Below are 24,384 nucleotides of genomic sequence, written 5' to 3'. Positions count from 1 at the left end.
GCCGGCATCAAGGCGCTCGCCGCCCTGGTGCCGAAGACCGCCCGCCTCGTCGACGAGGCCAATGGCACCATCCGCGAGGTGGCCGCTGCGTCGCTGGCCATCGGGCAAGTCGTGGTCGTGCGGCCGGGCGACCGCGTGCCCGCCGACGGGGTGATCACCGACGGCGCGTCGAGCCTCGACGAGTCCCCCATCACCGGCGAGTCCGTCCCGAAGCCCAAGGAGGTTGGCGACCCGGTCTACGCCGGCAGCGTCAACGCCGACGGCGCGCTCCAGGTCCGGGTCACAAAGACGGCGGCTGACAACACGGTCGCCCGCATCCTGCACCTCGTCGAGGAGGCGCAAGCGTCGAAGTCGCCCACGGCGCGCTTCATCGACCGGTTCAGCGCGGTCTACACGCCCATCGCGTTCGCGGCCGCGGCCGCGGTCGCGGTCGTGCCGCCGCTGCTCGGCGCCGACTGGGGCACCTGGATCTACCGGGGCCTAGCGCTCCTCCTCATCGCCTGCCCCTGCGCGCTGGTGCTCTCGACCCCAGCGGCCATCGCCTCCGGACTGGCCGCTGGAGCGCGACGCGGGCTGCTCGTCAAGGGCGGCGCCGCGCTGGAGGTCATCGGGCGGGTTCGCACGGTCGCGTTCGACAAGACCGGGACGCTGACCGCCGGACGGCCGCGGGTCTCGGATATCCTGGCCTTCGCCCCGGACGCGTCGGAGCGCTCACTTCTCGGGCTGGCCGCCGCGGTCGAGAGCGGAAGCAGCCACCCCATCGCCCGGGCCATCCTCGACCGAGCGAGCGCGGACGGGGTGCCGCTGCGCCCGACGCGGGACGCCCGCGCCATCCCCGGCAAGGCGGTGTCGGCCACGGTGATGGGTCAGACGGTGCTCGTCGCCTCCCCGCGCCACGCCGCCGAGAGCGTGCGGCTCGGCCCTGAGGCCGAGCGCGCGGTCGCGGACCTGGAAGCCGGCGGCAAGACGGTGGTCATCGTCGTCCGCGGCGCCGAGGCCTTGGGCGCCATCGCGGTCCGGGACGAGCCCCGCACCGACGCGGCGGCCGGCATCTCGGCCCTGCGGAAGCTCGGCGTCCGCAGCGTGATGCTGACCGGCGACAACCGGCGCACGGGCGAGGCGGTCGCGTCCGAACTCGGGCTCGACGTGAAGGCCGAGCTCCTGCCCCAGGACAAGCTCGCCGAGATCGCGGCCCTGAAGGCGGCGGGTCCGGTGGCGATGGTCGGCGACGGCATCAACGACGCGCCGGCGCTCGCCGCCGCCAGCGTCGGCATCGCGATGGGCGGCGGCACCGACGCGGCCTTGGAAACGGCGGACGCGGCGGTGCTGAACGACCGGGTGGGCGACGTGGCCGCGCTGGTCTCCCTCTCTCGGGCGACCCTGGGCAACATCCGCCAGAACGTCGCGATCGCCCTCGGCCTGAAGGCCGTGTTCCTGGTGACGACCATCGCCGGCATCACCGGCCTCTGGCCGGCCATCCTGGCCGACACCGGCGCGACCGTCCTGGTGACGGCCAACGCGCTCCGTCTCCTGAGGGCCTGATGATCTCCCTGTCAGGGTGGGCCGGCCGGGCGGCGACCGTGGCCGGGGTGGCCGGGGCCGCTGCGGCCATCGACCTCGTCGCCAAGGCGGTGGCCGAGGCGTGGCTGGAGGAAGGCGCCGTCAGGGGCGCGCTGCCCTTCATCGACCTGAGCCTGTCGTTCAACCACGGCATCAGCTTCAGCCTGTTCCCGGCGCACGACGAGTCCTCCCTGGCGCTGCTCCTCGCCATCCAGGGCACGCTCACTTGCCTTGTAGCCGGCTGGGCCCTGGCCGCGGGCGGCGGGCTCGAACGCCTCGGGCTCGCCGCGATAGCGGGCGGGGCCGCCGGCAATTTCGTCGACCGGCTCATGGACGGCGTCGTCACGGACTACCTCGACCTGCACACCGGCGGCATCCGCTGGTTCACCTTCAACCTGGCGGACGTCTGGATCTCGGCGGGTGTGGTGCTGCTGCTCCTCGACGGACTTCCTCTGCGGCGGGGGCATCGCAGTGCCGGGGGGCCAATCCCGTGAGGGGCCCGATTCCGCCGAACCGCAGCCACGGCAACCTGTCATCAATCCTTCGAGCCCAGGCTCGGAAGCCGACCTCGGCGAGGCCGACATGCTGAAGACGATAACGCTCGGTCTGGCCCTCCTCCTGGCGCTGTCCGCCTGCCAGGACGGCCAATACGCGGCCTCGACGCGCCACCTCGCGCCGATCCCGCCGGCGACCCTGGCCCTGATGTCGGCCAAGGGTGTCTCGCCGGCGGACCCGATCCTGATGCGGGCCTACAAGAAGGAGTCCGAGATCGAGCTCTGGAAGCGCGGCGCGGACGGCAAGTACGCCCTCCTGAAGACCTACCCGATGTGCCGCTGGTCGGGTCAGCTGGGGCCCAAGACCCGGGAGGGGGACCGGCAGGCGCCGGAGGGCTTCTACGCGGTGACGCCCGCGTCCATGAACCCGAATTCGAGCCTCTACCTCTCGTTCAATCTCGGGTACCCGAACGAGTACGACCGCTCCCTGGGACGCACCGGTGCGCACCTGATGGTGCACGGCTCGTGCTCGTCGCGGGGCTGCTTCGCGATGACGGACGAGGCGATCTCGGAACTCTATGCCGTGGTGCGGGAGGCCTTCGCGGGCGGCCAGCGCGCCGTCCAGTTCCAGTCCTACCCGTTCCGTATGACGCCGGAAAACATGGCCCGGCACCGGCAGGACCCAAACATCGCGTTCTGGAGGAACCTCAAGGAGGGGTCCGACCGGTTCGAGGTCACGAGGGCCGAGCCGGGCGTCGGCGTCGCCGATGGCCGATACGTGTTCGATGCCGGCGACGAGGCCACGGCTGGCGCGGTCGCGCGGAAGCAGGCGGATGACGAGCGGCAGGTCGCCGCCCTCGTGGCGAGCGGGACGCCCGCCGTCCGGCTGGTGTACGAGGACGGCGGCCAGCACCGGTCGTTCCGAGAGACCATGGTCGCGGCCGGAGGCGGTCTCGGCGAGGTGAGCCGCCCCGAGGCTCTGGCCGCAGGGCCGCGTGAGGTCGCTGTGCCGGCCGCGGGCCCGGTTGCTCTCGCCGGCAAGCGCGATCCGGTCCGGGGCGCGGCGGCGCTCAAGCCGACGGGGCCCGGCGGGACCGAGGCGGAGCGCCAACGCCTTCTCAAGATCTTCGCCGCGGCCGGGGCCGATCAGGAGTGACGATCCTGCGTCCATCACTCCGCCGGGGCTGAACCGATGGCCATCGACGCCTCAAGCGTGGGCTTCCTCGCGGCCTTCGCGGCCGGCGCCGTATCGTTCCTATCGCCCTGCGTGCTGCCTCTCGTTCCGGGCTACGTGTCTTACGTCGCCGGGCAGTCGGCCGCCGGCGAGCGCGACAGCCTTCGCACGCTCGGCCTGAGCCTTTGCTTCGTGCTCGGGTTCACGACCGTCTTCGTCGCGTTCGGCGCGGGGGCGAGCGCGCTCGGCTTCGCCCTGCTCGCTCATCGCGAGACGCTGAACCTCGCCTCCGGCTTGCTGGTGATCCTGTTCGGCCTGTTCACTGCCGGTCTGCTGCGGCCCGCTTGGCTGCAGCGCGAGCTGCGCTGGCACGGCGATCCGCCGGGTCGGGGACCCGTCGCCGCCTATCTCCTCGGAACGGCTTTCGCCTTCGGATGGACCCCATGCATCGGTCCCGTCCTCGGTGTCATCCTGGCGGTCACGGCCTCCTCGGCCTCGGGCAAGGGCGTCGCCCTGCTCACCGTCTACTCGCTCGGGCTCGGCGTGCCGTTCGTGGCGGCGGCCCTGTTCCTGTCTGGCTTCGTCGCGCGCCTCCGGACCCTACGCTGGTTCGGCCGTGCGCTTCAGCTCGTCGGCGGGGGCGTGATGGTGGCGATGGGGCTGCTGATGGTCACCGACCGCATGACCGATGTGGCCTCCCTCATCATGGAGACCTTTCCGGCGCTAGGTCGGATCGGCTGAACGGAGAAGACATCGAGGGGCTCGGGCTGCCCCTCAATGCCTGCGGCAGGCGGGCTATTCGGCGGCCTGCCGGAACGGCGCGGCGCCATCGGCGTCCTCGTCATGGCTGACCGGCGGCGTGGCGCGGGCGCCGCCGAAGCGCGCATAGAGGGCCGGCAGGACGACCAGGGTTAGCAGGGTGGCGCTGATCAGGCCGCCGATGACCACGGTCGCGAGCGGCTTCTGGACCTCCGCGCCTGTCCCAGTCGCCAACGCCATCGGAACGAACCCGAGCGAGGCGACGAGGGCAGTCATGGCGACGGGCCGCAGCCGGGTCATGGCGCCCTCCAGGATCGCCTCTCGGCGGGGGCGTCCCTCGGCGACGAGCTGCTTGATGAACGTCAGCATCACGAGGCCGTTGAGGACCGCCACACCGGACAGGGCGATGAAGCCGACGGCGGCCGGCACTGAGAACGGCATGCCGCGCAGCCACAGGGCCGCGATGCCTCCGGTCAGGGCGAGCGGCACCGCGCTGAACACGAGGAGCGCGTCCCGGACCGAGCCCAGGGCGGAGTAGAGCAGGAGGAAGATCAGGAAGAAGCACGCCGGCACCACCACCGTCAGCCGCCGCTTGGCCGAGGCGAGGTTCTCGAACTGACCGCCCCAGGTCACGTAATACCCGGGTGGCATTCGGACCTGCTCGGCGACTTTCCCCTGGACCTCGGCCACGAGCGAGCCGATGTCGCGCCCGCGCACGTTCGCGGTGACGACGACGCGCCGCTTGCCGTTCTCGCGACTGATCTGGTTCGGTCCCTCCGAGACCGAGAAGCTCGCCACCTGCTTCAGGAGGACAGAGGTCGAGCGCCCGTTGGGCCCGGGCGGCAGCGGAACCGGGATGTTCTCCAGCGCCTCGCGGTCCTCGCGCACCTTGTCGGTGAGCCGCACCACGATGGGGAAGCGCCGGTCGCCCTCGAACAGGAGGCCCGCCTGCCGGCCTCCGATGGCCGCGCCGATCACCTCTTGGATGGCGCCGGTGCTGAGCCCGAGGCGCGCGGCCTCGGTCTTATTGACCTTGATCTCCAGGATCGGAAGCCCGGCCGTCTGCTCGACCTTGACGTCCTCCGCGCCCAGCGTGCCCCGCAGGATGTCGGCGATGCGGTCGGCCGCCCGCGTCATCGGCTCGAACTCGTCGCCGAAGACCTTGACGGCAAGGTCGCCGCGGGCCCCAGCCAGGAGTTCGTTGAAGCGGAGCTGGATCGGCTGGGAGAACTCGTAGACGTTGCCGGCGAGCCGGCCCACCGCCTTCTCGATTTCCTCCTGTAGTTCCGCCTTCGACAGGCCTGGGTCGGGCCACTCCTCCTGGGGCTTGAGGATGACGAAGGTGTCCGAGGAGTTCTGCGGCATCGGGTCGGTGGCCACCTCCGCCGTGCCGGTCTTCGAGAAGACGTAGGCGACCTGTGGGAAGCGTCCGATGGCCTCCTCCACCTTGAGCTGCATCGCCTGGGACTGCGACAGCGAGGTTGATGGGATGCGCAGCGCGTTCAGCGCGATGCTCTTCTCGTCGAGGGTGGGGATGAACTCCGTGCCGAGCCGGGCCAGTAGCGCGCCGCTCCCGGCGAGCAGCAGCAGGGCCAGCGCCACGAAGGCCAGCGGGGCGCGAACCGCGGCACCGAGCATCGGGCGGTAGACCGCCTTGAGGGCGCGGATGATGAGGTTGTCCTTCTCGGTGACCTTGCCGGTGACCACGATGGCCACCATCGCCGGGACGAAGGTGAGGGAGAGGACGAAGGCCGCCGCGAGGGCGATGATGACGGTGAGCGCCATAGGCTCGAACATCTTGCCCTCGACGCCGGTGAAGGTCAGGAGCGGCACGTAGACCAGGATGATTATGGCCTGCCCATAAAGGGAGGGCTTGATCATCTCCTCGGCCGAGGCCCGCACCGTGGTTAGGCGCTCCTCCAGGGTGAGGACCCGCCCAAGGGCGTGCTGCCGCTCGGCGAGGTGGCGCAGGGCGTTCTCGGTGATGATCACCGCCCCGTCCACGATGAGGCCGAAGTCGAGCGCCCCGAGGCTCATCAGGTTGGCCGAGATGCCGGCCTCGACCATGCCGGTCGTCGTCATCAGCATCGCGACCGGGATCACCAGGGCAGTGATGACGGCGGCGCGGATGTTGCCGAGCAGCAGGAACAGGATGACGACGACGAGGGCCGCTCCCTCGGTGAGGTTCGTCGCCACGGTCCGGATGGTCGCCTCGACCAGACGGGTCCGGTCGAGGACCGTCTGGACCTCGATGCCCGGCGGGAGCGAGCGCCGGATCTCGCGCATCCTGGCGTCGACGGCGGCCGCGACCGTGCGGCTGTTCTCGCCGATGAGCATCAGGGCGGTTCCGACCACGGCTTCCTGACCGTTCTCGCTGGCCGAGCCGGTGCGCAGGTCGCGTCCGATCCGCACCTCGGCGATGTCCTTCACCCGGACCGGGACGCCGCCGCGGGTCGTGACCACGACGTTGCCGATCTCGTCCATGCTTTCCAGGCGGCCGGAGGAGCGGACGACGTAGCCCTCGCCGTTGTCCTCCAGGTAGCGGGCGCCTTGGTTCGCGTTGTTCGCCTGGAGCGCCCGGGCGACGTCGCCGAAGGACAGGTCTAGCGCGGTCAGCTTCGTCGGGTCCGGCTGGACATGGTACTGCTTCTCGTAGCCGCCGATGCTGTCGACGCCGGCGACGCCCCGCACGGTCCTGACCTGCGGCCGGATCACCCAGTCCTGAACCGTCCGCAGGTAGGCCGCGCGCTCCAGCTCGGTCGCGAGCCGCTGCCCCTCGGGCGTCAGGTAGCTGCCGTCCGCCTGCCAGCCGGGCTTGCCCGGGCGCGACGCCTTCCGCTCGCCGGGCGCCGCGTAGCGCACGGTCCACATGTAGATCTCGCCGAGGCCGGTCGTGATCGGCCCCATGTGCGGCTCGATCTCCGACGGCAGCCCTTCGCGCGCCTCGCTCAGGCGCTCCACCACCTGTTGGCGTGCGAAGTAGACGTTGACGTCGTCGGCGAAGACCGCCGAGACCTGGGAGAAGCCGTTGCGCGAGAGGGAGCGGGTGTATTCGAGGCCCTTGATACCGGCGAGCGCGGTCTCGACCGGGTAGGTGACCTGCTTCTCGATGTCGAAGGGCGAGAGCGCGGGCGCGACGGTGTTAATCTGCACCTGGTTGTTGGTGATGTCGGGCACCGCGTCGATGGGCAGCTTCGTCAGGGCGTGGACGCCGAAGCCGGCGGCCAGCAGCGACAGGAGCACGACGAGCCAGCGCTGCCGGACGGAGAAGTCGAGGATGCGGGAGATCATGTCCGGTCTCCCGCTCAGTCGTCGTCGCCGGCTTCGGACTTGCCGAGCTCGGCTTTGAGGAGGAAGGAGTTGGCGACCGCGATGGGGTCGCCCGGCTTCAGGCCGGAGACGACCTCGTAGGAATCGTCGTCCGAGCGCCCGAGCTCGACCTCGCGCTTCTCGAAGCCCTCCTCCGTGCGCACGAAGACGACGCGCTCGCCCCCGACCGTCTGCAGGGCAGCCTTCGGGACGCGCACCTCGACCGCGTCGTGCGCGATCTCGACCTCGGCGGTGACGAAGGTGCCGGGGCGCCAGGCGAGGTCCGGGTTCGGCAGGGCGACGATAACCCGGGCCGAGCGGGTGTCCGGGTTCAGGAACGGGCTGACGAAGACGACCTTGCCGTCGGCGTGGCGGTCGCCGCCTTCCTGGGCCGGGGTGACCGCGACCGGTGCGCCCTCCCGCACCTTGGCAAGCTCGGTGGTCGGCACCGAGAGTTCGATCCAGACGGTCGAGAGGTCGGCGACGGTGTAGACGTCGGCCGGGTCCCCCTCTCCGCCGACCTTCGTCCCGACGTCGACCTTGCGCTCGACGATGCGGCCGGCGAGCGACGAGCGGAGCTCGTACCGGCGCAGGGTGGACTGGTTCGGCGTCGCCTCGTCCCGCTTCTGCGCGGCCGCGACCTCGGTCGCGCTCAGCCCCAGGGCGGAGAGCTTCTGGCGGGCGAGGTCGACGCGCAGGGTGGCCTCCGTATAGGTCGCCTTGGCCTGCAGGTAGACCTGCTCCGACGAGACGCGCTTGTCCCAGAGCGCCTGCTGGCGATCGTAGTTGGTCTTCTCCAGCTCGGCCCGCACGGAGGCGGTGAGATACTCGCTCTTGGCGTCGGCGACCTCCCGGCTTTCGAGGACGGCGACGACCTCATCCTTGGCAACCCGGTCGCCGAGACGCTTGCGCATCTCCGCGACAGTACCCACGACCCGGGCCGGGACACGGGCGATCCGGTCGGTATCGGGGGTGATGGTGCCGGGCACCAGGAGGTGCCGGGCGAGGGTGCCGCCCTCGACCTTCACGACCGAGATGTCCTGCCCCGAGACCTGCTCGGGGGCCATCTTGATCACGCCTGCCTCGGCCTCGGCGTGCCCCTCGGCCGCCTCCTGCCCGTGCACTCCGGGTTCCTTACCGTGGGCCTTTTCGGGGGACGCGGCTCCCTTGTCGTCATCGTCGTCCTGCCCGGCCCCGGCTCGTGCGGGCTCGGGCTTGGCGGGAGCCGGGCCCGCGGTGAAAGCGAACAGGTCTTTCGGCAGGCCGGCGGCGGACAGGCTGCCTTGGACGAAGCCGGTGACGGCGGGGACGGCTGCGCCGATGGCGATGCCGGCGGCCAGGAGGACCGCGAACAGGAGGATGCGCATGGGGACCGCTCGGCCGGGATGCCGGACGGCCCCTCTGGGCGGTCGCGGTCGCTCCCGTTGGTTCAGGTGAGGAGACGAGCCCGGCGCCGCGTCGGACGGCCGGGCGAACGCGCGCTCATGGGCGCGGCGTCACCTCACGCGCGGGGCGGTCTCGTCAGGCGGTCGGGAGCAACGGAGGACGGCACGTCGGCCACCCATGAATAGGTCAGGGCGGCGAATGCCGGCGCCGGCGTGACGTCGGCCGACGCCTGGGGCGGAGCCACCTGGTGACAGCCGCAATGGAGGTGGCAGGCGAAGCCCGGGTCGGCAGCCTCTTCGGGGGCGGCCGCGTCGAGGGCAGCCATCTCGGTCAGTCCGTGGTGACGGGGGGCGTGGAACGCGAGGTCCTCACCGACGCCCGCGACGGGAGCGACGATGAACAGGGCCAGGGCGAGCACGAGCGCGCGGGCGCTGAGCGCCCACCACTCCCACGCCGCGAAGCGACGCCTATGCAGACCGCCGGTGTCCATCGCGGTGCTTATGCGCGATTTCGGTTTGCCCACACAAGAACGGTCTGCCGGGCGGCGATGTCGCGCATGCCGGCGATGGGTACCACCTTAAGGCCGAGACGATCCGGGTCGGCGGCGGGATGAACGCAGCCGAGGTCGCGGCGACACGCGGCGTCGCTGGACTGCACGCCCTCAGCAAGTCTCGTGGTGGGACAGGTCGTGATCGGACAACGCCTGCAGGAGCCGCTCCCCTCCGGCCTGCCCGCTTGGACGCGGATCGGCCAGAACCTGGACCTCGCTCCGCAGTCTTGTCAGGCGCGCGATCCGGTCATCGATGTCGGCAAGGTGGTCACGGGCGGCCGCGTCGACTTCCTCCCGCGGCTTCCCCGGATTGTCGGCGAGGTCGAGGAGCGACCGGATCGCCTCCACCTCGAACCCGAGCTCGCGGGCGTTTCGGATGAAACGCAGGCGTCTGACGGTGCTCTCGTCGTAGGTCCGTCGGTTGGTCTGCGTCCGTTCGGGCGCGGGCAGCAATCCGATGGACTCGTAGAAGCGGATGGTCGGGATCTTCACCCCGGTCTGCTCCGAGAGGGTGCCAATGGCGAACGGTCTCATCGAGTCCCTCAAATTCTCCAGTCGCTGGAGGGATTATGGGATTCTCGCCGAGCGAGGTAGGCGTCACGGGCACCAGCCGGCGGATCCATCGGGTTTGGGTCTGGAACTCGACCACGCGCCGCAGGATCACATCCTGTAGCCGGAGACCTCCTCGGCCAACGCCGTGTCATACATCTTCGTGAGGACCTCCACGAAGCGTGGATAGACCTCCTCCGCCAGGCAAGCCGTAGGCTTGCCGTCGATCAGGAAGCGGCGAACCTCGACGAGCACACCCTGGAGGGTAGCGGCCGCGCCGACGGCCTTAGCGTCGCCGAGGCTTGTCATCAGCTGCAGGGCCAGCTCCCGGCAATCGGGCCGGACCTGCGCGGCGATCCTGGCGGGCGAAAGAAACTTCTTCCGCAGGTGTGTCAGCCGGCCTCTGATGGCGGCGGCAAGGACCTACGCGTCGTCCGGGTGCATGAACCAGCGCTCGTTGGCGTGCATATGGCCGCGCTGCAGGCGGACGCCCAGCTCGGTTATGCGGCCGAAGCCCTCGAAGACGGTCCCCTTGGTCAGGGCTCGCCAAGCGTCGGCGAGGACGTCTGGATCGACACCTGCACCGGCGCGTTCCGTCGCCTCCTCCAGGGTGTGCCATCCCTCGGGCCTGGCCGGCCAACAACGTTAGCGACGCCCGCTATGGCTGGCGAGCAACAGCAACTCGCCCCGATGGATGCACCACCGGTCGACCCCTTCCACGCGGGGTCCACCATGCGGACCGCGACGCCGTCGAGCGCAGGTGTCTCGCCGGCGGACGCTGCCGCGACCAAACTCTCCCGGGTCCTTCTGAACGAGGCGACCTCACGCGTCGTGCCCAGGCATGCGGCGGCCTCGTTCATCGTGAGCCAATCGTCCGTCTTTCCGAGCGCGGTGGGGATGTGACGCGGATTGTTGGCCCGGGCGCGCGCCAGGGCGGCGGACCAGTTTGGTCCCCGGTCCGAGGGAGCTCCCGCGGGCTCTCGGTTCTGTCGGACTTCGAATGCACGGGGGCTGCTCCGCGGGCGATGCCCGCCCACGCTGCACCTGAGACATGCAAGGCCACCATGATTGCGGCCGGGCCGGCGGGGAGCGCCCGTCCCGCGAGCGCGCGACGCGGCCCGCGTCTCGGTTCTCGCCGCAGACGAGGGGCCGCGTGGCGAATGGCTGTGCCAGGCTGCCGAGCGGATTGGAGCTGTCTTGGAAGAAGACCGGAGGCCGAAAAGTCTTGCCTCTCAGGGGTTTATTTGTAGAATCTTTCTTGGCGCGCAGTCGCGCCACGGTGGCGCCAGTCGGAACTTATGTGGCGTCCAAGATAGGTTGGCGCACCCGACACGATTCGAACGTGTGACCTTTGCCTTCGGAGGGCAACGCTCTATCCAGCTGAGCTACGGGTGCTGCTCGGGCTTGATTAGCGGAATGGCGTGCGGGACGCAACGGGGCAGTGAAGGGAGCGGGCGCAAAGTGACCCGGCCCCTGTTCGATCCCCCGGCACATCCAGAGGTCGGTCTGGCTCTGCTCCTATCAACCCCGATGGAGTGGCCACACGATCGCGATCAGCGGCACGCCCACCACGATTACGATGAGCGACAGCGGCAGCCCGAGCCGGGCATAGTCGCCGAAGCGGTAGCCGCCGGGGCCCAGAACCAGGGTGTTGCACTGGTGGCCGATCGGCGTGAGGAAGTCGCAGGCGGCGCCGAGCGCGACCGCCATCAGAAACGGGTCAGGATTCAGCCCGAGCTTCGTCGCGAGCTTGGCGGCGATCGGCCCCATGATCAGGACGGTCGCGGCGTTGTTGAGGAACGGCGTCACCGCCATGGCCAGGACCAGGATCGCGGCGAGCGCCGCCACGGGCGAGAGACCCTGCACCAGCGCGGTCAGGTGCGCTGCGATCAGGTCCGCGCCGCCGGTGCTGCTGACCGTCTCGGAGATCGGAATGAGGGCGCCGAGCAGAACCAGCACGGGCCACTCGACCGCTTGGTAGGCCTCGTGCGGCGTCATGCTGCGCAGGAGCAGCACGGCCACGACGGCCCCGAAGAAGGCCACTGCCACCGGCACCACATGGAGGGCGACGAGGCCCATCGCGGCGAGCAGGATCGCGGCCGGCAGCCAGCTCCGGTCGTTGCGGCCCAGCGCGATCTCGCGGGCTGCCAGCGGCAGCACCTTCAGCGTTCCCAGGGCGGGTGCGAGCGCGGCGGCACGCCCACGCACCACCACCACGTCGCCGGCCCGGAAGCGGACGGACGAGAGCCTCTGCTCGATGCGTCGGCCGCGCCTGCTGACCGCGAGGATGCCGAGGCCCGAGGCGCGCTCCAGGTCGAGCTGGGCGGCGGTGCGTCCGACGAGGTCGGACTCCGCGGTCACCACGCCCTCCATCACCACGGCCTCCGCCGCGGGCGCCGCGCCCGCGAGGGTGAGCCCGGTTCGCGCCACGAAGCGCTCCAGCGCGTCGGGCTCGCCGTTGAGCAGAAGCACGTCCTCGTCCTTCAGGGCGAAGTCCGGGCTCGCCGGATAGCGCCGGAAGCGCTCGCGCAGAACGGTCGCAATGCGGACTTCGCCGTCGCCCTGGCCCTCCAGCGCGGCCACCGGGCCGCCGGCCGCAGGATGACCCGCTGGCAGGCGCGCTTCCGTAGTGTAGCGCTCCAGGGTGAAGGCCGCCTCCATCGAGCGAGTGCCGCCGTCGCGCCGCGGCAGCAGGCGCCAGCCCAGGCACAGGAAGGCGAAGCCGGCCGCCGCCACGCAGAGCCCCACAGGCGTGTAGTCGAACATGCCGAAGGGCTGGCCGGTCAGGTCGGCACGGACCTTCGAGACGATCACGTTCGGCGAGGTGCCGACCAGGGTGACGATGCCGCCGATCAGCGAGGCGAAGGCCATCGGCATCAGCATCGCGGAGGGCGGCGTGCCGCTTCGGCGGCCCAACTGCAGGGCGATCGGCATGAAGATCGCCAGCGCGCCCACGTTCTTCGTCACCATGGACAGCAGCAGGACCCCGGCTACGAGGATCGGCACCTGCCGTCCGGCGCTGGTCAGATGCGGCATCAGCGGGCGCATCAGGGTCTCGACCGCGCCCGAGCGGGCGATGGCCGCCGAGAGCACGAGGGCTGCGCCCACGATGACCACGATGTCGTCGGAGAAGCCCGAGAAGGCCTTGTCGGCCGGCACGAGGCCGATCGCGATGCCGACGGCCAGCGCCGTCAGGGCTACGACGTCGTAGGGCAGGCGGTCCCAGACGAAGGCCGCGACGGTCACGCCGATCAGGCCGAAGGCGAGCACTTGATCGACGGTCATCCGGGGTCACCTGTTCGGAGCGCCGCAACTGGCGGCGCGAATGGGGAGGGGCGGGTGTCGGAGCGGGTCGGGACAGGTCAGGATCACCCGTCTCCCGAGCGGGAGGCGACCGACCGCCGGCATCGCGCCGTCGCGCCGGGTCGCCGGCAGGTCGCCGAGGTGATCGGCCAGAAGGTGCTCCACGGCTTTCTGCAGAACCGCCACCAGACCCTGATGCCGCTGAGCGTCAATCTGGCGCGCCTCCCCGAGGAGGAGCGCGCGGTCCTCGCGCGCTTTGCCGCGGTGGCCGCCCGGGCCGGTCGCGCGGAGGCCGCGCCCGACCGGGTGCGGACTTGGCTCTCGGGGGTGGGCGCGGATGCCGGCCTGCTTGCGGCGTTCGAGGCCTCCCTCCGGTCGCCGCCACCGCTCGATGCGGTCCTCACCGCGTTGCGGGACCCCGAGACCGCTCTGATCGCCTTCATCCTGTGCCTGGTCGCCGCGCGTGAGGCCGGCCCGGCGGGATGGGCCTTCGCCGATTATGTCGCTCTGCATCGCGCCCTGCCGACCGCGGCCGTGCGCGCCGCCGAGCGCCGATACCGAACCTGATCAGCCGGCCTCCGTTCCCTCGGTGAGCGCCAGAAGCGAGACCTGCAGGGCGTCGTCGTTGACGAGGAGGTGGCGGGCGATGTCGGCCAGCGTCAGCCATCCGACGACCCTGCGACTCCCGTCGACGACCGGCAGCCGCCGCACGTAGTTCGCTACCATGACGTCCATGGCCGCGCGGAGCCTGTCGTCCGGCGCGCAGAACAGGACGGGGCGCGAGGCGACCTCCTGCACCGGAACGGCCGCCGGATCGCGCCCGCGGGCCACGACCCGGTAGAGCAGGTCGCGGTCCGTGACGATACCGACGATCTGGTCCGCCGAGCCCACGGGGAGCGCGCCGACCTCGATCTCCCCCATGAGGACGGCCGCAGCCTGCGCGCTCGCGTGCGGCTCGATGAACTCGACGTCGCGGGCCATAACATCGGCGACGCGGAGGGTCTCGGCGGACAGGTTCGACATCGGGCGCCTTGTGGATCGCGCCGGCCTCGGCCACGCGCGCAACGTCGTCCATCTAGGGCTCGCCGGCCCACATCCGAGCACGCATTCGAGACGGTCGCGCGCGCTCCATCCGCAAGGCCGGCGGCGCCGGCGCGGATGAACCCGCAGGGCCAGCGGCGGGTTGGCCCCTCGGTACAGGGCCGACGACCTGCCGCCCCGCGCGCTGTTCGGGGAACTCGCCGATGGCTCGCACCGACGTCGATCCGGACCGTCCCGGAGAACGCAAGCGCGGCGCATCGGCCGGCAGACGAGCCATTCTGAGGAGCGAGCATGGACCTACAGGCCACGATCAGGGACGCCCTCTTGACCGAACTTCTGCGTCAGTCCGAGGCGACCGACGCTGCACCGAAGGTCAGCATCGCGGAAGACGGCTCCGCCGACATCCACGGGCGGGTCGATCTCGACGCGCTGATCATGGTGATCACAGGAGCCCTGGCGGGCGGCCCGTGAGGGGCCTCCGGCGGAGCCCGCGCGCGGACTGCCGCGCCGGTTCCGGAACGCAGCTTCGGCGGCAGGACGATGCGGAAGATCGTCGTCGCTGGTCCCTACCCAGCGGGGCCGACGCGGTCGGGCAGCCCGCGTTCAGCAGCATGCGGAGGGCGGTAACGAGAGATGGCAGTTAGAGCCGGCAGCGCGCCACGCGACAGGAAACCGCGTCAGGTGCGCCAGGTGAAGCAACGTCGAGCATCTGATCTCATTTGAGGCGGAGCGGTCTTATGGCGAGCATCCTATGGCCGGTTCTAGGACGATATGCTGATCACCTGTGAGTTTAGTCCAATAACATTCAGAAACAAGATCGTAGTCAGGTGAATTGCGCTCAATCGTCTTTCTTTGACTTGGATTTTGTATCAATCGTCTTTTAATCAGCTTGCGCTATGCATCGGCCGTACCTTCGCATGGGATCGACCGGTGCTTTCACGTCTCAGAGTTGCCGCCGTTGTCGTCGGGTTCTCCTCGGCCTGGACTATCGCGCAGGCCGAGGCACACGAGCGTGTCCTGAGGTTCGGCTACCTGTTCGCGCAGACCTCGCAGCTCGGAGCGGGAGCAGAGCGCTTCGCTGCCGAGGTCGCCAAGCGCACCGGCGGCGGCTACCGGGTCGAGCTCTACCCGAACGGCTCTGTCGGCGGTGAGGTGGAGATGGCGGAGGAACTGCGCCTCGGGCATCTCGACCTCGCCTTCATCACGAGCGCGCCCTTCTCCAGCATCATCCCCGAATTCGGGGTGTTCGACATCCCGTTCCTGTTCCGCGACGCGCGCCACGCCCACGCGGTCTTCGACGGCGCCATCGGCCAGGACTATCTCAGGAAATTCCAGCAGAAGGGGCTGGTCGCGCTCGCCTGGGGCGAGAACGGCATGCGGCACATCACGAACTCCAAGAGGGCGGTCACGGGCCCGGAGGACCTCCGGGGCCTCTCGATGCGGGTGCCGCAATCGGACATCATGCTGGCCGGTTTCCGGAGCCTCGGCGTGAAGGCCGAGCCGCTCGCCTTTCCTGCTCTCTACGGCGCGCTGCAATCGGGACAATTCGACGGTCAGGAAAACCCGATCTCTGTGATCGCCGCGTCCCGCTTCGAGAAGGTCCAGAAGCACCTGACCTTGAGCGGTCACGTCTATTCCTGGGCCGTGGTCGTCATGTCGCGCGCCGCCTGGGAGGGCCTGAGCGCTGCGGACCAGAAGGCCTTCACGGAGGCCGCCCGCGCCGCGGGGCAAGTCTCCCGCGAGGTCGCGGGGCGGGCCGAGACGGAGGGCGTCGACGCGCTGCGCAGCTCCGGGATGAGCGTGGTCGCGGGTATCGATCGGGCGGCGTTCGAGCAGAGCCTTCAGGCGACGACGGCCGAGTTCAGTGCCCGGTTCGGGGCCGAGACGCTCCGGCAGATCAAGGCGGTCCGCTGAGGCCGCGCCCGGACGCACCAGATCAAGAAGGACACCGCCCCTCTCCGGAGCGCCGCATCGCCGCGCGCCCGGACGCTTCTAGGCCGCCGAAGACGGCTCCAAGGTTCCCAGGACTTGCCCTCGATGCTCACGCTCCGTCTGGACCGTCTCTCGGTCGCCCAACGCATCGCTGCCGGCTTCGGCGTGGTGCTGGTGCTGCTCACGCTCTCCGCGCTGGCCACCTTCCGCAGCGTCAGCGCGCTCAACGCCGAGGTGGAGAGCGCCGACGCCCGCGTGCGGGCCGCGGAACGGGCCAGTGCCTCCGAACTGCTCGTCAACGGCGCGCGGCGCCTCCTGCTCAACTACATGCGCACGGAGCAGGGCGAGATGCTGAGCGATCTCAAGGTGGGGCTCGCCAAGCTCGCGACCGAGAGCGAGCGCGCTGCCCGGTCCGGTGATGCGGACGACGCGATGCTGGCGCAGTCGCGGGACTACGTGGCGGGCGCGAACGCTCTGATCGGCATGATGCAGGCGCGCAAGGCGGCGCTCGGCGACCTCGCGAAGCTCGCCGCGGCGCTCTCGAATGCGGGCTACGCGATGGCCGAGCGTGCCGCGCAGGACCCGGCTCTCGCCGCCGCTGCCTTCCGGGTCGACCGCGCCCTCCAGGCTACCGTGGGCGCCGCCTACCTGTTCCGCTCAAGCAACAACCCGGCGGATGCCAGCACGGCCACGGTCGAGTTCGGCCGCTACACCCGGGAGCTCGCGGCGCTCGCGCGGATCGACGGGGCCGGCCTGCTCCAAACGCCGCTGAAGGCTATCAACGGCAAGGTCGCCCCGTTCAAGGCGGCCCTGGACGGGGTGATCAACGGCGCCGGCGCGGTCGAGGCGGCCTACCAGACCGTGAAGCAGACGGGCGACCGCCTCGTCGCCCTGGGCGCCGAGACACGCGAGCGGGCGGTGCGCGACCAGCAGCAGATCATGGCCCTGATGACCGAGGATGCGAACCATCTCCGGCTGCTCGTGATCGGCATCGGCGCGACCGCCCTCGTGATCGGCGTGCTCCTCGCCTGGCGTGTCGGCCGCGGCGTCGCGCAGCCGCTGACCGCGATGACCGCCGCGATGCAGCGCCTCGCGGCGGGCGACCACGCGGTCGCCGTGCCGGGGGCCGCGCGCACGGATGAGCTGGGCGCGATGGCCCGGACCGTCCAGGTCTTCAAGGACGCGCTGATCGCCAAGGCGCAGGCCGACGCCGCAGCGGCCGGCGAGGCGGACGCGAAGATGCGCCGGGCCAATCATCTCGACGCGCTGACGCGGAGCTTCGAGGCGAACGTCTCGGTGCTCACACAGGGGTTGGCCGGGGCTGCGACCGAGATGGAGGCCACGGCCCAGGCCATGGCGAGCACCGCCGAGCAGACGGCGCGGCAATCCACGACCGCCATGCGGGCGGCCGAGACCACGGCGTCGAACGTGCAGACCGTGGCCGCCGCGAGCGAGGAGATGTCGGCCTCGATCCAGGACATCACGCAGCAGGCTGGCCAGTCGGCCCGCATCGCGCAACAGGCCGCCGACGAGGCGCGCCGGACCGACGGCCTGGTCCGGCAGCTCGCCGGCGCGGCCGAGCGGATCGACACCGTCGTGGCGATGATCAACAAGATCGCCGGCCACACGAACCTTCTGGCGCTCAACGCGACCATCGAGGCGGCGCGCGCCGGCGAGGCGGGACGGGGCTTCGCGGTCGTCGCCAGCGAGGTGAAGGCGCTCGCCGGCCAGACCACCCGCGCGACCGAGGAGGTCGCCGGCCAGATCGCCGCGATCCAGAGCGTAAGCCAGGAATCGGTCGCGGCGATCCACGCCATCGGGGCGACCATCGGGCAGATGGCCGCGGTCTCGAACGCGATCGCCGCCGCCATGGAGCAGCAGGGGGCCGCCACGCAGGAGATCGCCCGGAACGTCCAGCAGGCCGCGAGCGGCACCGGTCAGGTCGCCGGCAGCATCGCGGATGTGCGCCAGGGTGCCGGCTCGACCGGCAGCGCCGCTGCCCAGGTGCTGGGCGCGGCACGCGAACTCTCGCACCATTCCGAGAACCTGCACCGGGAGGTGGGGCTGTTCCTGGCGGGCGTGAAGGCGGCCTGAGGGACCCCGGCCTTGGCCCGAAGTACGGGCACGCGGGCGCGCCCCCGTCCTCGGCCGGTCAGGGGCTGCCGGTGCGGCTCAGGCCGCCGGCCGATCCGGCAGCGTGGCCCGGATGTCGGCGCCCGAACCGTCGAGCGTCGGCGGCATCCGCCGCACCGGCAGGCGTGCGCCGTCGAGGCGGTAGGGCGGGGCCAGCACATGCGCCGTGGCCTCCGCGCCCGCGCCCTGCGGGATGACGAGGCCGGCTGAGCGGGCGCGCGCCGAGGTCAGGGCTTCGTGCAGGCCCAGCACCTCGCCGCAGGGGATGCCGGCCGAGGCGAGGCGGACGAGGAGATCGGCACGCGACCACTTGGCCAGCTCCGCCTCCAGCACCGGCACGAAAACGGCGCGGTTCTTCGAGCGGTCGAGGTTCGTGGCGAAGCGCGGGTCGGCGCAGAGGTCGGGCCGCTCCAGAACCTGCTCGCAGAAGCGGCGGTACTGCGCGTTGTTGCCGACCGTCAGCACGATCGGCCCGTCGCCCGCCTCGAACACGCCGTAGGGCACGATCGAGGGGTGCGCGTTGCCGTAGCGGGCCGGGTCGCGGCCCTGCACCATCGCCTCCAGGCCGTAATAGGAGGTCAGTGCCACGCCGCAATCGAACAGCGCGAGCTCGACGAGGCGCCCGCGCCCCGTGCGCTCGCGCTGGTAGAGGGCGGCGAGCACACCTTGCGCCGCGAACTGGCCGGTGAACAGGTCGACCGCCGCGAGGCCGAACTTGAGGGGCGGGCGCTCGGCCTCGCCGTTCAGCGCCATCAGGCCGGATTCGCCCTGAATCACGAGGTCGTAGCCCGGCCGCGTCGCCTCGGGTCCGTCCGATGCGTAGCCCGAGACCGAGCAGTAGATCAGTCGCGGGTTCTCGGCGGAGAGTGCCGCGTAGCCGAGCCCGAGCCGGTCGGCTCCGCCGGTCTTGAAGTTCTGCACCACGACGTCGCTCTGCCGGGCGAGGTCGCGCACCAGCGCCAGCCCCTCCGGGTCGGCGAGGTCGACGCCGATCGAGCGCTTGTTGCGGTTCACGCTGTCGAAATACGAGGTGTTGCTCGGGCCGGTCCGCAGGCCCCAGTCGCGGGTGTCGTCGCCGCGCTCGGGATGCTCGACCTTGATCACGTCGGCGCCGAGATCGCCCAGCACCTGCGCGCACCAGGGGCCCGCGAGCACGCGCGAGAGATCTAGCACGCGGATGCCGGCGAGCGGCAGATCGTCGGGATCGAACAGCATCGGGTCTCCTGTCTCCTCAGGCGCCCATCACGCCCTCCAGGCCGCGCACGGCCTCGATGAGCTTCGGGCGGGCGACGTCCATCAGGAAGCGCGCGTCGGTGATGACGGTCGGTGCGCCGCAATTCACCGACATCGGCGGCAGGCCGCCGCCCGGGTGGAAGCCGACCGCGATGGCCGAGACGGTGTCCTGCCACTCCCCGAAGGAGGTGCAGCAGCCGATCTCCCGGTGCTCCTGCACGGCCCGGTCGAGCCCGGCCCGGAGCGCCGGCCAGGCCAGCGGATCGTAGGCCTGCAATTCCTCGTAGAGCGCGCTCCGCTCGCGGTCGGAGCAGACCGCGATGTAGGCCCGGCCCATCGCAGAGCGGGCGAGCGAGATGCGCGAGCCCGTGTCGAGGTTGAGCGAGATCGCGGCGGGTCCCCGCTGGCAGTCGATGTAGCGCATGCTGAGCCGGTCGCGCACGCCGAGGCCGACCGAGGCGTTGGCCGCCTGCGCCACGGCGCGCAGCGCCGGCCGCGCGAGCTGGCGCACGTCGAGGCCGCCCAGCGCCATGGAGCCCAGCGCGATCGTCTGGGTGCCGAGGCGGTACTTTCCGGATTCCTCCACGAGGTGCAGGTAGCCGAGCTTGGTCAGCGTGTAGGTCAGCCGCGACACGGTGGAGCGCGGCAGGCCGCAGGCCTCGGCGATGTCGTGGTTGGCGAGCATCCGCCGGTCGCGGCCGAAGCAGGCGAGCACCGCGAGTCCCCGGGCGAGCGCGGTGACGAAGTGCCGGTCCTCCTTCGGGCCGCCTTCCTCGGTGTCGAGGTCGGCGAGGGTCTCGGTCTCGCTCATGGTCGCGCTCACCGTGCGAAGAAGGCCGCGAAGGCGGCCTGGGCGGCGGGGCCGCGGCGGAGCGCGTGGAATGTCTCGGCCTCGCTCGCGAGCGTGCGCGCCACGATCTCGGCGTGGCCCGCCCGCAGCGCCCGCTTGGTGGCGGCGATCGAGACCGGCGGCAGCGCCGCCAGCGCCCGGGCCCGCTCCAGCGCCGCGCCGAGGGCCTCGCCCGCCGGCACCACGGCGTTGACCAGGCCGGCTGCCTCAGCCGTCTCGGCTCCGAAGGGCTCGCCCAGCATCAGCAGCTCGGCGGCGCGCTTCGTGCCGGCCACCAGCGGCAGCAGGTAGCTCGACCCGCCCTCGGGGCTGAGCCCCAGGCTGGTGAAGGGCAGGCGGAAGCGCGCGCCCGCACCCGCATAGGCGAGGTCGCAGTGCAGGAGCAGGGTCGTGCCGATGCCGACCGCGTGGCCCTCCACCGCCGCCACGACCGGTTTTGGGCAGGCGGCGAGCACCTTCAGGAGAGCGAGGCCGGGGCTGTCCTCGACCGTCTCCGCGGTATCGCGGAAGTCCGCGAGGTCGTTGCCGGCGGTGAAACAGCCGCCGGCGCCGGTGAGCACGACCGCGCGCACGGCCGCGTCGGTGCCGGCCTCAGCCAGCGCTTCCCGGAGGGCCGCGTAGGTCGCCCGGTCGAGGGCGTTGCGGCGGACCGTCCGGTCGATGATGAGGAGGCGCACGCCGTCCGACGGCTCGGAGGTCCGCAGGGTCCGGGGCGGGGGGATCTCGCTCATGGCTCTGGGCCTCCTCAGGCCGCGAGGCGGGCACGCGCCGCGGCGTAGTCCCGGGACAGGTCCGCCACGATCTCGGCGACCGGCCGCACGTCGGGGATCGTGCCGACCCCCTGGCCCGCCCCCCAGACGTCGCGCCAGGGTTTGGCCCGGTCGCTGGCGAAGCTCATGGCGGTCTTGTCGGCGGCCGGCAGGGCGTCCGGGTCGAGGCCGGCGGCCCGGATGCTGGGCGTAAGGTAGTTGCCGGGCACGCCGGTGAAGAAGGGCGTGTAGACGATGTCCGCCGCGCTCGCCCCCGCGATCATGTCCTTGTAGGCGGGCGCCGCGTTCGCCTCGGCGGAGGCGATGAAGCGGGTGCCCATATAGGCGAGATCGGCGCCCATGGCCTGCGCCGCCAGGATCGCTGCGCCTGTGGTGATCGCGCCCGAGAGGATCAGAGGCCCGTCGTAGAAGCGGCGCACCTCGCCCACCAGCGCGAAGGGCGAGAGCGTGCCCGCATGCCCCCCGGCCCCGGCGCAGACGAGGATCAGCCCGTCGACGCCCGCCTCCAGCGCCTTCTCGGCGTGGCGGACCGTGGTGACGTCGTGGAAGACCAGGCCGCCGTAGCCGTGGACCGGCCGCACCACGGCGTCGGGCGCGCGCAAGCTGGTGATGACGATCGGCACCCGGTGGTTCACGCAGGTCTCGATATCCTGCGCCAGCCGGTCGTTCGAGCCGTGGACGATCTGATTCACCGCGAAGGGCGCGATCTTGGCTGCCGGATCGGCCGCGCGGGCCGCGTCGAGTTCCTCCGTGATGCGCGCGAGCCAGGTGTCGAGCATCGCCGCCGGCCGGGCGTTCAGCGCCGGGAAGGACCCGACGATGCCGGCACGGCACTGGGCGATCACCAGGTCGGGGCCGGAGACGATGAACATCGGCGAAGCGATGACAGGAAGGGCGAGGTTCTCGCTCAGGATCGCGGGGAGGCGGCTCACGCGCTCTGCGCCTCCCGCGCGAAGTAGAGGTCGTGCAGGCGGTCGAGATCGACCTGCGCCGCCGGCGCGCTGAGCCGCACCTGCCCGCCGCGCAGGAGGTGCACGTCGTCGGCGACGCCGAGCGCCACGCGGGTGTTCTGCTCCACCAGCAGGATCGTGGTCCCGGCCTCCTTCAAGCGCGCGATGATGTCGAACACCTCGTTGACGATCACCGGGGCGAGGCCGAGCGAGGGCTCGTCGATCAGCAGGATGCGGGGCTGGGACATCAGCCCCCGTCCCATGGCGAGCATCTGCGCCTCGCCGCCGGAGAGCGAGCCCGCCGCCTGGCCGCGGCGCTCGCGCAGGCGGGGGAACAGGCCGTAGACCCGGTCGAGCCCGGAGGAGAGGTCGCCGCGGCACCGTTTCGGGTAGGCGCCCAGACAGAGGTTCTCCTCCACGCTCATGTCGCGGAAGACGAGGCGGCCCTCCGGCACCATCACGATGCCCTGGCCCGCAAGGTCCCAGGTTTTGCCCGCCAGACGCTCGCCCCCGAGCCGGATCTCGCCCTTGTGCGGGATCAGCCCGGTGAGCGCGCGCAGCAGCGTGGTCTTGCCGGCCCCGTTCGGGCCGACGATGGCGGTGAGGGCACCCTCCCGGAAGGTGAGCGAGAGGTCCCACAGCACCGTGATGTGGCCGTAGCCGGCCCGGAGGTTTCGGGTCTCAAGCATGGGCCGTCCCGGTATAGCTCTCGACGACGCGGGGATCGCGGAAGACCTGGGCCGGGGTGCCGTCGGCGATGATCTCGCCGAAGTTCAGCACCACGGCGCGCGAGCAGAGACCCGAGATCGTCTCGATGTCGTGCTCGACGATGACGATGGTCAGGTCGTAGCGGCGATGCAGCTCTCTCAGCTTCGCGGCGAACTGGCGCTTGGCCTGGCTCTCCAGACCGGCCAGCACCTCGTCGAGGAGGAGGAGGCGCGGCTCGGTGGCGAGCGCCTTGGCGATCTCCAGCCGCTTCAGCTCCTGCAACGCCAGCGCGCTCTCGGCCGGGCGGTCGCCCTGGGCTTGGAGCTCCATGACGGACAGGATCTCCTCGATCCGCGCCGGGTCGTGGCGGCCCGCACCGAAGACCTGAGCGACCGCGAGGTTCTCCCGCACGGTGAGGTGCTGCATCGGCTGCGGGATCTGGAAGGTGCGGCCGATCCCGAGGCGGGCGCGGCGGTGCAGCGGCAGCTTCGTGACGTCGCGGCCCTCGAACAGGATCCGCCCGCGCACCCGGGTCAGCCCCGAGATGCCGTTGAACAGGGTGGTCTTGCCGGCCCCGTTGGGGCCGACCAATCCCAGGATCTCGCCCGGCGCCACTGTGAAGGTGACGTCCCGCAGGGCCACCAGCCCGCCGAAGCGGACGGTGACGGCGTCGAGCTCAAGCATCGCGGCCTCCCTTCTTGACGAGGCCCAGCAGCCCGTTCGGCGCGGCCAGCACCATCACGACGAGGACGAAGCCCAGGATGATCTGGTGGCCCACCGCGATCAGCCCCTTCGCCACCACCTGATCGAACAGGTAGATGATCACCGCGCCGCCGATCGGGCCGAGGATCGTGCGGTAGCCGCCGAAGATCGCCGCGATGATCGGCATGAGGCTCCAGACGCCGGAGAAGGCGTAGTCCGGCTCCAGGAAGCCGATGATGTGGGCGTTGAGCGCGCCGAACACGCCCGTGATGAAGGCCGAGAGCAGCAGCATCAGGGACTTCAGGAACGTGCTGTTGACGCCGACCACCCGCGTCGCGTCCTCGCTGTCGGCGATGGCGCGGAGCGCCAGGCCGATGTGGCTCCGCCGCACGGCGAGGTAGGCGAGCGCGCAGAGCGTCACGCAGGCCACGAGCAGCAGGTAGCTGCCGGTGCGGCTCGCGAGATCGATCCCGAACACGGTCGGCAGGCCCGGATAGCGCTGGAAGCCCGCGCCGCCGCCGGTGAGCCAGGAGGCCTCGGTCGCGAGGATGCGGAAGATCTGCGCGTAGGCGAGGATCGCCAGCGCGAAGTAGGGGCCCGACAGCCGCAGCGCCGGCAGCATGGCGAGCGAGGCCACCACGGCGACGACACCGCCCACCGGCACGCTGAGCAGCACCGGCAGGCCGAGCTTGCCCGCGAGCAGTGCCGACGCGTAGGCGCCGACCCCGAAGAAGGCGGCGTGGCCGAACGAGACCATGCCGCCGAGATTGCCGAGCAATGCCCAGGCGAGCGCGACGCCCGAGAGGATCAGGGCCGAGATCAGCAGCCCCAGCATGTAGTTGCTCGCCCCGAGCAGCACCGGCAGCAGGGCCAGGACGAGGAGGGCGAGGCCGAGCACCGCGCCGCCGGGGAGGCGTCCGCGGGCGGGCGCGGCCTTCAGCGGCACGGCGGGGGCGGAATCGAGGGAGGCCATGCGGTGTA

Annotated in this window: 23 protein-coding genes and 1 tRNA gene; 9 read left to right on the top strand and 15 right to left on the bottom strand. The window is 71.2% G+C overall.

What is annotated here, in order from left to right; genetic code table 11:
- From MFF54_RS08295 to MFF54_RS08280, 4 genes are all read left to right on the top strand, one after another.
- The coding region (locus MFF54_RS08295) for a heavy metal translocating P-type ATPase (protein ID WP_238302140.1) at nt 1-1,542 on the top strand (1,542 nt) is incomplete at its 5' end.
- Nucleotides 1,542-2,054 carry a signal peptidase II gene (gene lspA / locus MFF54_RS08290; RefSeq protein WP_238302139.1) on the top strand — a complete coding sequence of 171 codons (513 nt, stop codon included), beginning with the start codon at nt 1,542-1,544 and terminating at the stop codon, nt 2,052-2,054. The genes MFF54_RS08295 and lspA, both read left to right, overlap by 1 nt.
- A gap of 88 nt (nt 2,055-2,142) precedes the next feature.
- The gene (locus MFF54_RS08285; RefSeq protein WP_238302138.1) at nt 2,143-3,210 is read left to right on the top strand and encodes a L,D-transpeptidase family protein; all 1,068 of its coding nucleotides are present in this window, start codon (nt 2,143-2,145) and stop codon (nt 3,208-3,210) included.
- 36 nt (nt 3,211-3,246) lie between these two features.
- On the top strand, nt 3,247-3,969 hold the full coding sequence (locus tag MFF54_RS08280) for a cytochrome c biogenesis CcdA family protein (protein WP_238302137.1): 723 nt from the start codon (nt 3,247-3,249) through the stop codon (nt 3,967-3,969).
- Between the two features lie 54 nt (nt 3,970-4,023).
- Here MFF54_RS08280 and MFF54_RS08275 read toward each other — a convergent pair whose 3' ends face one another.
- From MFF54_RS08275 to MFF54_RS08255, 5 genes are all read right to left on the bottom strand, one after another.
- Nucleotides 4,024-7,278, bottom strand: coding sequence for an efflux RND transporter permease subunit (locus tag MFF54_RS08275; RefSeq protein WP_238302136.1), 3,255 nt, complete (start codon nt 7,276-7,278; stop codon nt 4,024-4,026).
- A 14-nt stretch (nt 7,279-7,292) separates the two neighbouring features.
- Nucleotides 7,293-8,663 carry an efflux RND transporter periplasmic adaptor subunit gene (locus MFF54_RS08270; RefSeq protein ID WP_238302135.1) on the bottom strand — a complete coding sequence of 457 codons (1,371 nt, stop codon included), beginning with the start codon at nt 8,661-8,663 and terminating at the stop codon, nt 7,293-7,295.
- A gap of 134 nt (nt 8,664-8,797) precedes the next feature.
- Nucleotides 8,798-9,172 (bottom strand): hypothetical protein, encoded by a 375-nt coding sequence (locus tag MFF54_RS08265; RefSeq protein ID WP_238302134.1) that lies wholly within the window; start codon nt 9,170-9,172, stop codon nt 8,798-8,800.
- 171 nt (nt 9,173-9,343) lie between these two features.
- Nucleotides 9,344-9,766 (bottom strand): MerR family transcriptional regulator, encoded by a 423-nt coding sequence (locus tag MFF54_RS08260; RefSeq protein WP_238302133.1) that lies wholly within the window; start codon nt 9,764-9,766, stop codon nt 9,344-9,346.
- Between the two features lie 126 nt (nt 9,767-9,892).
- A complete protein-coding gene (locus tag MFF54_RS08255; RefSeq protein WP_238302132.1) occupies nt 9,893-10,090 on the bottom strand; it encodes a hypothetical protein in 198 nt (65 codons plus the stop codon).
- Nucleotides 10,091-10,249: 159 nt separating this feature from the next.
- Here MFF54_RS08255 and MFF54_RS08250 point away from each other — a divergent pair, with 159 nt between their 5' ends.
- The gene (locus MFF54_RS08250; RefSeq protein WP_238302131.1) at nt 10,250-10,684 is read left to right on the top strand and encodes a hypothetical protein; all 435 of its coding nucleotides are present in this window, start codon (nt 10,250-10,252) and stop codon (nt 10,682-10,684) included.
- A 415-nt stretch (nt 10,685-11,099) separates the two neighbouring features.
- Here MFF54_RS08250 and MFF54_RS08245 read toward each other — a convergent pair.
- Both MFF54_RS08245 and MFF54_RS08240 read right to left on the bottom strand, forming a co-directional pair.
- Nucleotides 11,100-11,176: transfer RNA gene (locus tag MFF54_RS08245), tRNA-Arg, on the bottom strand.
- A 126-nt stretch (nt 11,177-11,302) separates the two neighbouring features.
- On the bottom strand, nt 11,303-13,066 hold the full coding sequence (locus tag MFF54_RS08240; protein ID WP_238302130.1) for an SLC13 family permease: 1,764 nt from the start codon (nt 13,064-13,066) through the stop codon (nt 11,303-11,305).
- Between the two features lie 54 nt (nt 13,067-13,120).
- Here MFF54_RS08240 and MFF54_RS08235 point away from each other — a divergent pair, with 54 nt between their 5' ends.
- The gene (locus MFF54_RS08235) at nt 13,121-13,651 is read left to right on the top strand and encodes a hypothetical protein (RefSeq protein WP_238302129.1); all 531 of its coding nucleotides are present in this window, start codon (nt 13,121-13,123) and stop codon (nt 13,649-13,651) included.
- Here the strand turns inward: MFF54_RS08235 and MFF54_RS08230 are convergent, their stop codons facing one another.
- Nucleotides 13,652-14,107, bottom strand: coding sequence for a CBS domain-containing protein (locus tag MFF54_RS08230; protein ID WP_238302128.1), 456 nt, complete (start codon nt 14,105-14,107; stop codon nt 13,652-13,654).
- Nucleotides 14,108-14,416: 309 nt separating this feature from the next.
- Here MFF54_RS08230 and MFF54_RS08225 point away from each other — a divergent pair, with 309 nt between their 5' ends.
- The 3 genes from MFF54_RS08225 to MFF54_RS08215 all read left to right on the top strand — a co-directional run bounded on the left by MFF54_RS08225 (nt 14,417) and on the right by MFF54_RS08215 (nt 18,151).
- Complete coding sequence (locus tag MFF54_RS08225; RefSeq protein ID WP_238302127.1) at nt 14,417-14,596, top strand: hypothetical protein; 180 nt, start codon at nt 14,417-14,419, stop codon at nt 14,594-14,596.
- Between the two features lie 459 nt (nt 14,597-15,055).
- Nucleotides 15,056-16,039, top strand: coding sequence for a DctP family TRAP transporter solute-binding subunit (locus MFF54_RS08220; protein WP_238302126.1), 984 nt, complete (start codon nt 15,056-15,058; stop codon nt 16,037-16,039).
- 123 nt (nt 16,040-16,162) lie between these two features.
- Nucleotides 16,163-18,151, top strand: a complete 1,989-nt coding sequence (locus tag MFF54_RS08215) for a methyl-accepting chemotaxis protein (protein ID WP_238302125.1) — start codon at nt 16,163-16,165, stop codon at nt 18,149-18,151.
- A 78-nt stretch (nt 18,152-18,229) separates the two neighbouring features.
- Here MFF54_RS08215 and MFF54_RS08210 read toward each other — a convergent pair whose 3' ends face one another.
- Genes MFF54_RS08210 through MFF54_RS08180 form a run of 7 tightly spaced genes read right to left on the bottom strand, consistent with a single transcriptional unit; the run spans nt 18,230 to nt 24,376 of the window.
- The gene (locus tag MFF54_RS08210; RefSeq protein WP_238302124.1) at nt 18,230-19,405 is read right to left on the bottom strand and encodes a CaiB/BaiF CoA transferase family protein; all 1,176 of its coding nucleotides are present in this window, start codon (nt 19,403-19,405) and stop codon (nt 18,230-18,232) included.
- A 16-nt stretch (nt 19,406-19,421) separates the two neighbouring features.
- Entirely contained in the window at nt 19,422-20,234 is an 813-nt protein-coding gene (locus tag MFF54_RS08205) for an IclR family transcriptional regulator (RefSeq protein ID WP_238302123.1), read from the bottom strand.
- 8 nt (nt 20,235-20,242) lie between these two features.
- Nucleotides 20,243-21,004 (bottom strand): enoyl-CoA hydratase-related protein, encoded by a 762-nt coding sequence (locus tag MFF54_RS08200; RefSeq protein WP_238302122.1) that lies wholly within the window; start codon nt 21,002-21,004, stop codon nt 20,243-20,245.
- A gap of 14 nt (nt 21,005-21,018) precedes the next feature.
- On the bottom strand, nt 21,019-21,975 hold the full coding sequence (locus tag MFF54_RS08195) for an NAD(P)H-dependent flavin oxidoreductase (protein WP_283206263.1): 957 nt from the start codon (nt 21,973-21,975) through the stop codon (nt 21,019-21,021).
- Nucleotides 21,972-22,682: an ABC transporter ATP-binding protein gene (locus MFF54_RS08190; RefSeq protein WP_238302121.1), complete on the bottom strand. Its 711-nt coding sequence runs from the start codon at nt 22,680-22,682 to the stop codon at nt 21,972-21,974. Before MFF54_RS08190 ends, MFF54_RS08195 begins: the two co-directional genes overlap by 4 nt.
- Complete coding sequence (locus MFF54_RS08185; protein ID WP_238302120.1) at nt 22,675-23,385, bottom strand: ABC transporter ATP-binding protein; 711 nt, start codon at nt 23,383-23,385, stop codon at nt 22,675-22,677. The genes MFF54_RS08190 and MFF54_RS08185 overlap by 8 nt, the downstream gene beginning before the upstream one ends.
- Nucleotides 23,378-24,376 carry a branched-chain amino acid ABC transporter permease gene (locus MFF54_RS08180; protein ID WP_238302119.1) on the bottom strand — a complete coding sequence of 333 codons (999 nt, stop codon included), beginning with the start codon at nt 24,374-24,376 and terminating at the stop codon, nt 23,378-23,380. Before MFF54_RS08180 ends, MFF54_RS08185 begins: the two co-directional genes overlap by 8 nt.
- Between the last annotated feature and the right edge of the window lie 8 nt (nt 24,377-24,384).

The organism is Methylobacterium gregans, from assembly GCF_022179245.1.
GTDB classification, from domain to species: Bacteria; Pseudomonadota; Alphaproteobacteria; order Rhizobiales; family Beijerinckiaceae; genus Methylobacterium; species Methylobacterium gregans.
This window is presented reverse-complemented; position numbering and strand designations above follow the sequence as displayed.

Coding starts and splice junctions, on each gene's coding strand:
- MFF54_RS08185 (WP_238302120.1), bottom strand. CDS start 23,385: ATGCTTGAGCTCGACGCCGTCACCGTCCGCTTCGGCGGGCTGGTGGCC.
- MFF54_RS08200 (WP_238302122.1), bottom strand. CDS start 21,004: ATGAGCGAGATCCCCCCGCCCCGGACCCTGCGGACCTCCGAGCCGTCG.
- lspA (WP_238302139.1), top strand. CDS start 1,542: ATGATCTCCCTGTCAGGGTGGGCCGGCCGGGCGGCGACCGTGGCCGGG.
- MFF54_RS08240 (WP_238302130.1), bottom strand. CDS start 13,066: ATGACCGTCGATCAAGTGCTCGCCTTCGGCCTGATCGGCGTGACCGTC.
- MFF54_RS08205 (WP_238302123.1), bottom strand. CDS start 20,234: ATGAGCGAGACCGAGACCCTCGCCGACCTCGACACCGAGGAAGGCGGC.
- MFF54_RS08265 (WP_238302134.1), bottom strand. CDS start 9,172: ATGGACACCGGCGGTCTGCATAGGCGTCGCTTCGCGGCGTGGGAGTGG.
- MFF54_RS08275 (WP_238302136.1), bottom strand. CDS start 7,278: ATGATCTCCCGCATCCTCGACTTCTCCGTCCGGCAGCGCTGGCTCGTC.
- MFF54_RS08180 (WP_238302119.1), bottom strand. CDS start 24,376: ATGGCCTCCCTCGATTCCGCCCCCGCCGTGCCGCTGAAGGCCGCGCCC.
- MFF54_RS08225 (WP_238302127.1), top strand. CDS start 14,417: ATGGACCTACAGGCCACGATCAGGGACGCCCTCTTGACCGAACTTCTG.
- MFF54_RS08210 (WP_238302124.1), bottom strand. CDS start 19,405: ATGCTGTTCGATCCCGACGATCTGCCGCTCGCCGGCATCCGCGTGCTA.
- MFF54_RS08260 (WP_238302133.1), bottom strand. CDS start 9,766: ATGAGACCGTTCGCCATTGGCACCCTCTCGGAGCAGACCGGGGTGAAG.
- MFF54_RS08285 (WP_238302138.1), top strand. CDS start 2,143: ATGCTGAAGACGATAACGCTCGGTCTGGCCCTCCTCCTGGCGCTGTCC.
- MFF54_RS08255 (WP_238302132.1), bottom strand. CDS start 10,090: ATGACAAGCCTCGGCGACGCTAAGGCCGTCGGCGCGGCCGCTACCCTC.
- MFF54_RS08280 (WP_238302137.1), top strand. CDS start 3,247: ATGGCCATCGACGCCTCAAGCGTGGGCTTCCTCGCGGCCTTCGCGGCC.
- MFF54_RS08270 (WP_238302135.1), bottom strand. CDS start 8,663: ATGCGCATCCTCCTGTTCGCGGTCCTCCTGGCCGCCGGCATCGCCATC.
- MFF54_RS08215 (WP_238302125.1), top strand. CDS start 16,163: ATGCTCACGCTCCGTCTGGACCGTCTCTCGGTCGCCCAACGCATCGCT.
- MFF54_RS08250 (WP_238302131.1), top strand. CDS start 10,250: ATGGCCGCGCTGCAGGCGGACGCCCAGCTCGGTTATGCGGCCGAAGCC.
- MFF54_RS08230 (WP_238302128.1), bottom strand. CDS start 14,107: ATGTCGAACCTGTCCGCCGAGACCCTCCGCGTCGCCGATGTTATGGCC.
- MFF54_RS08190 (WP_238302121.1), bottom strand. CDS start 22,682: ATGCTTGAGACCCGAAACCTCCGGGCCGGCTACGGCCACATCACGGTG.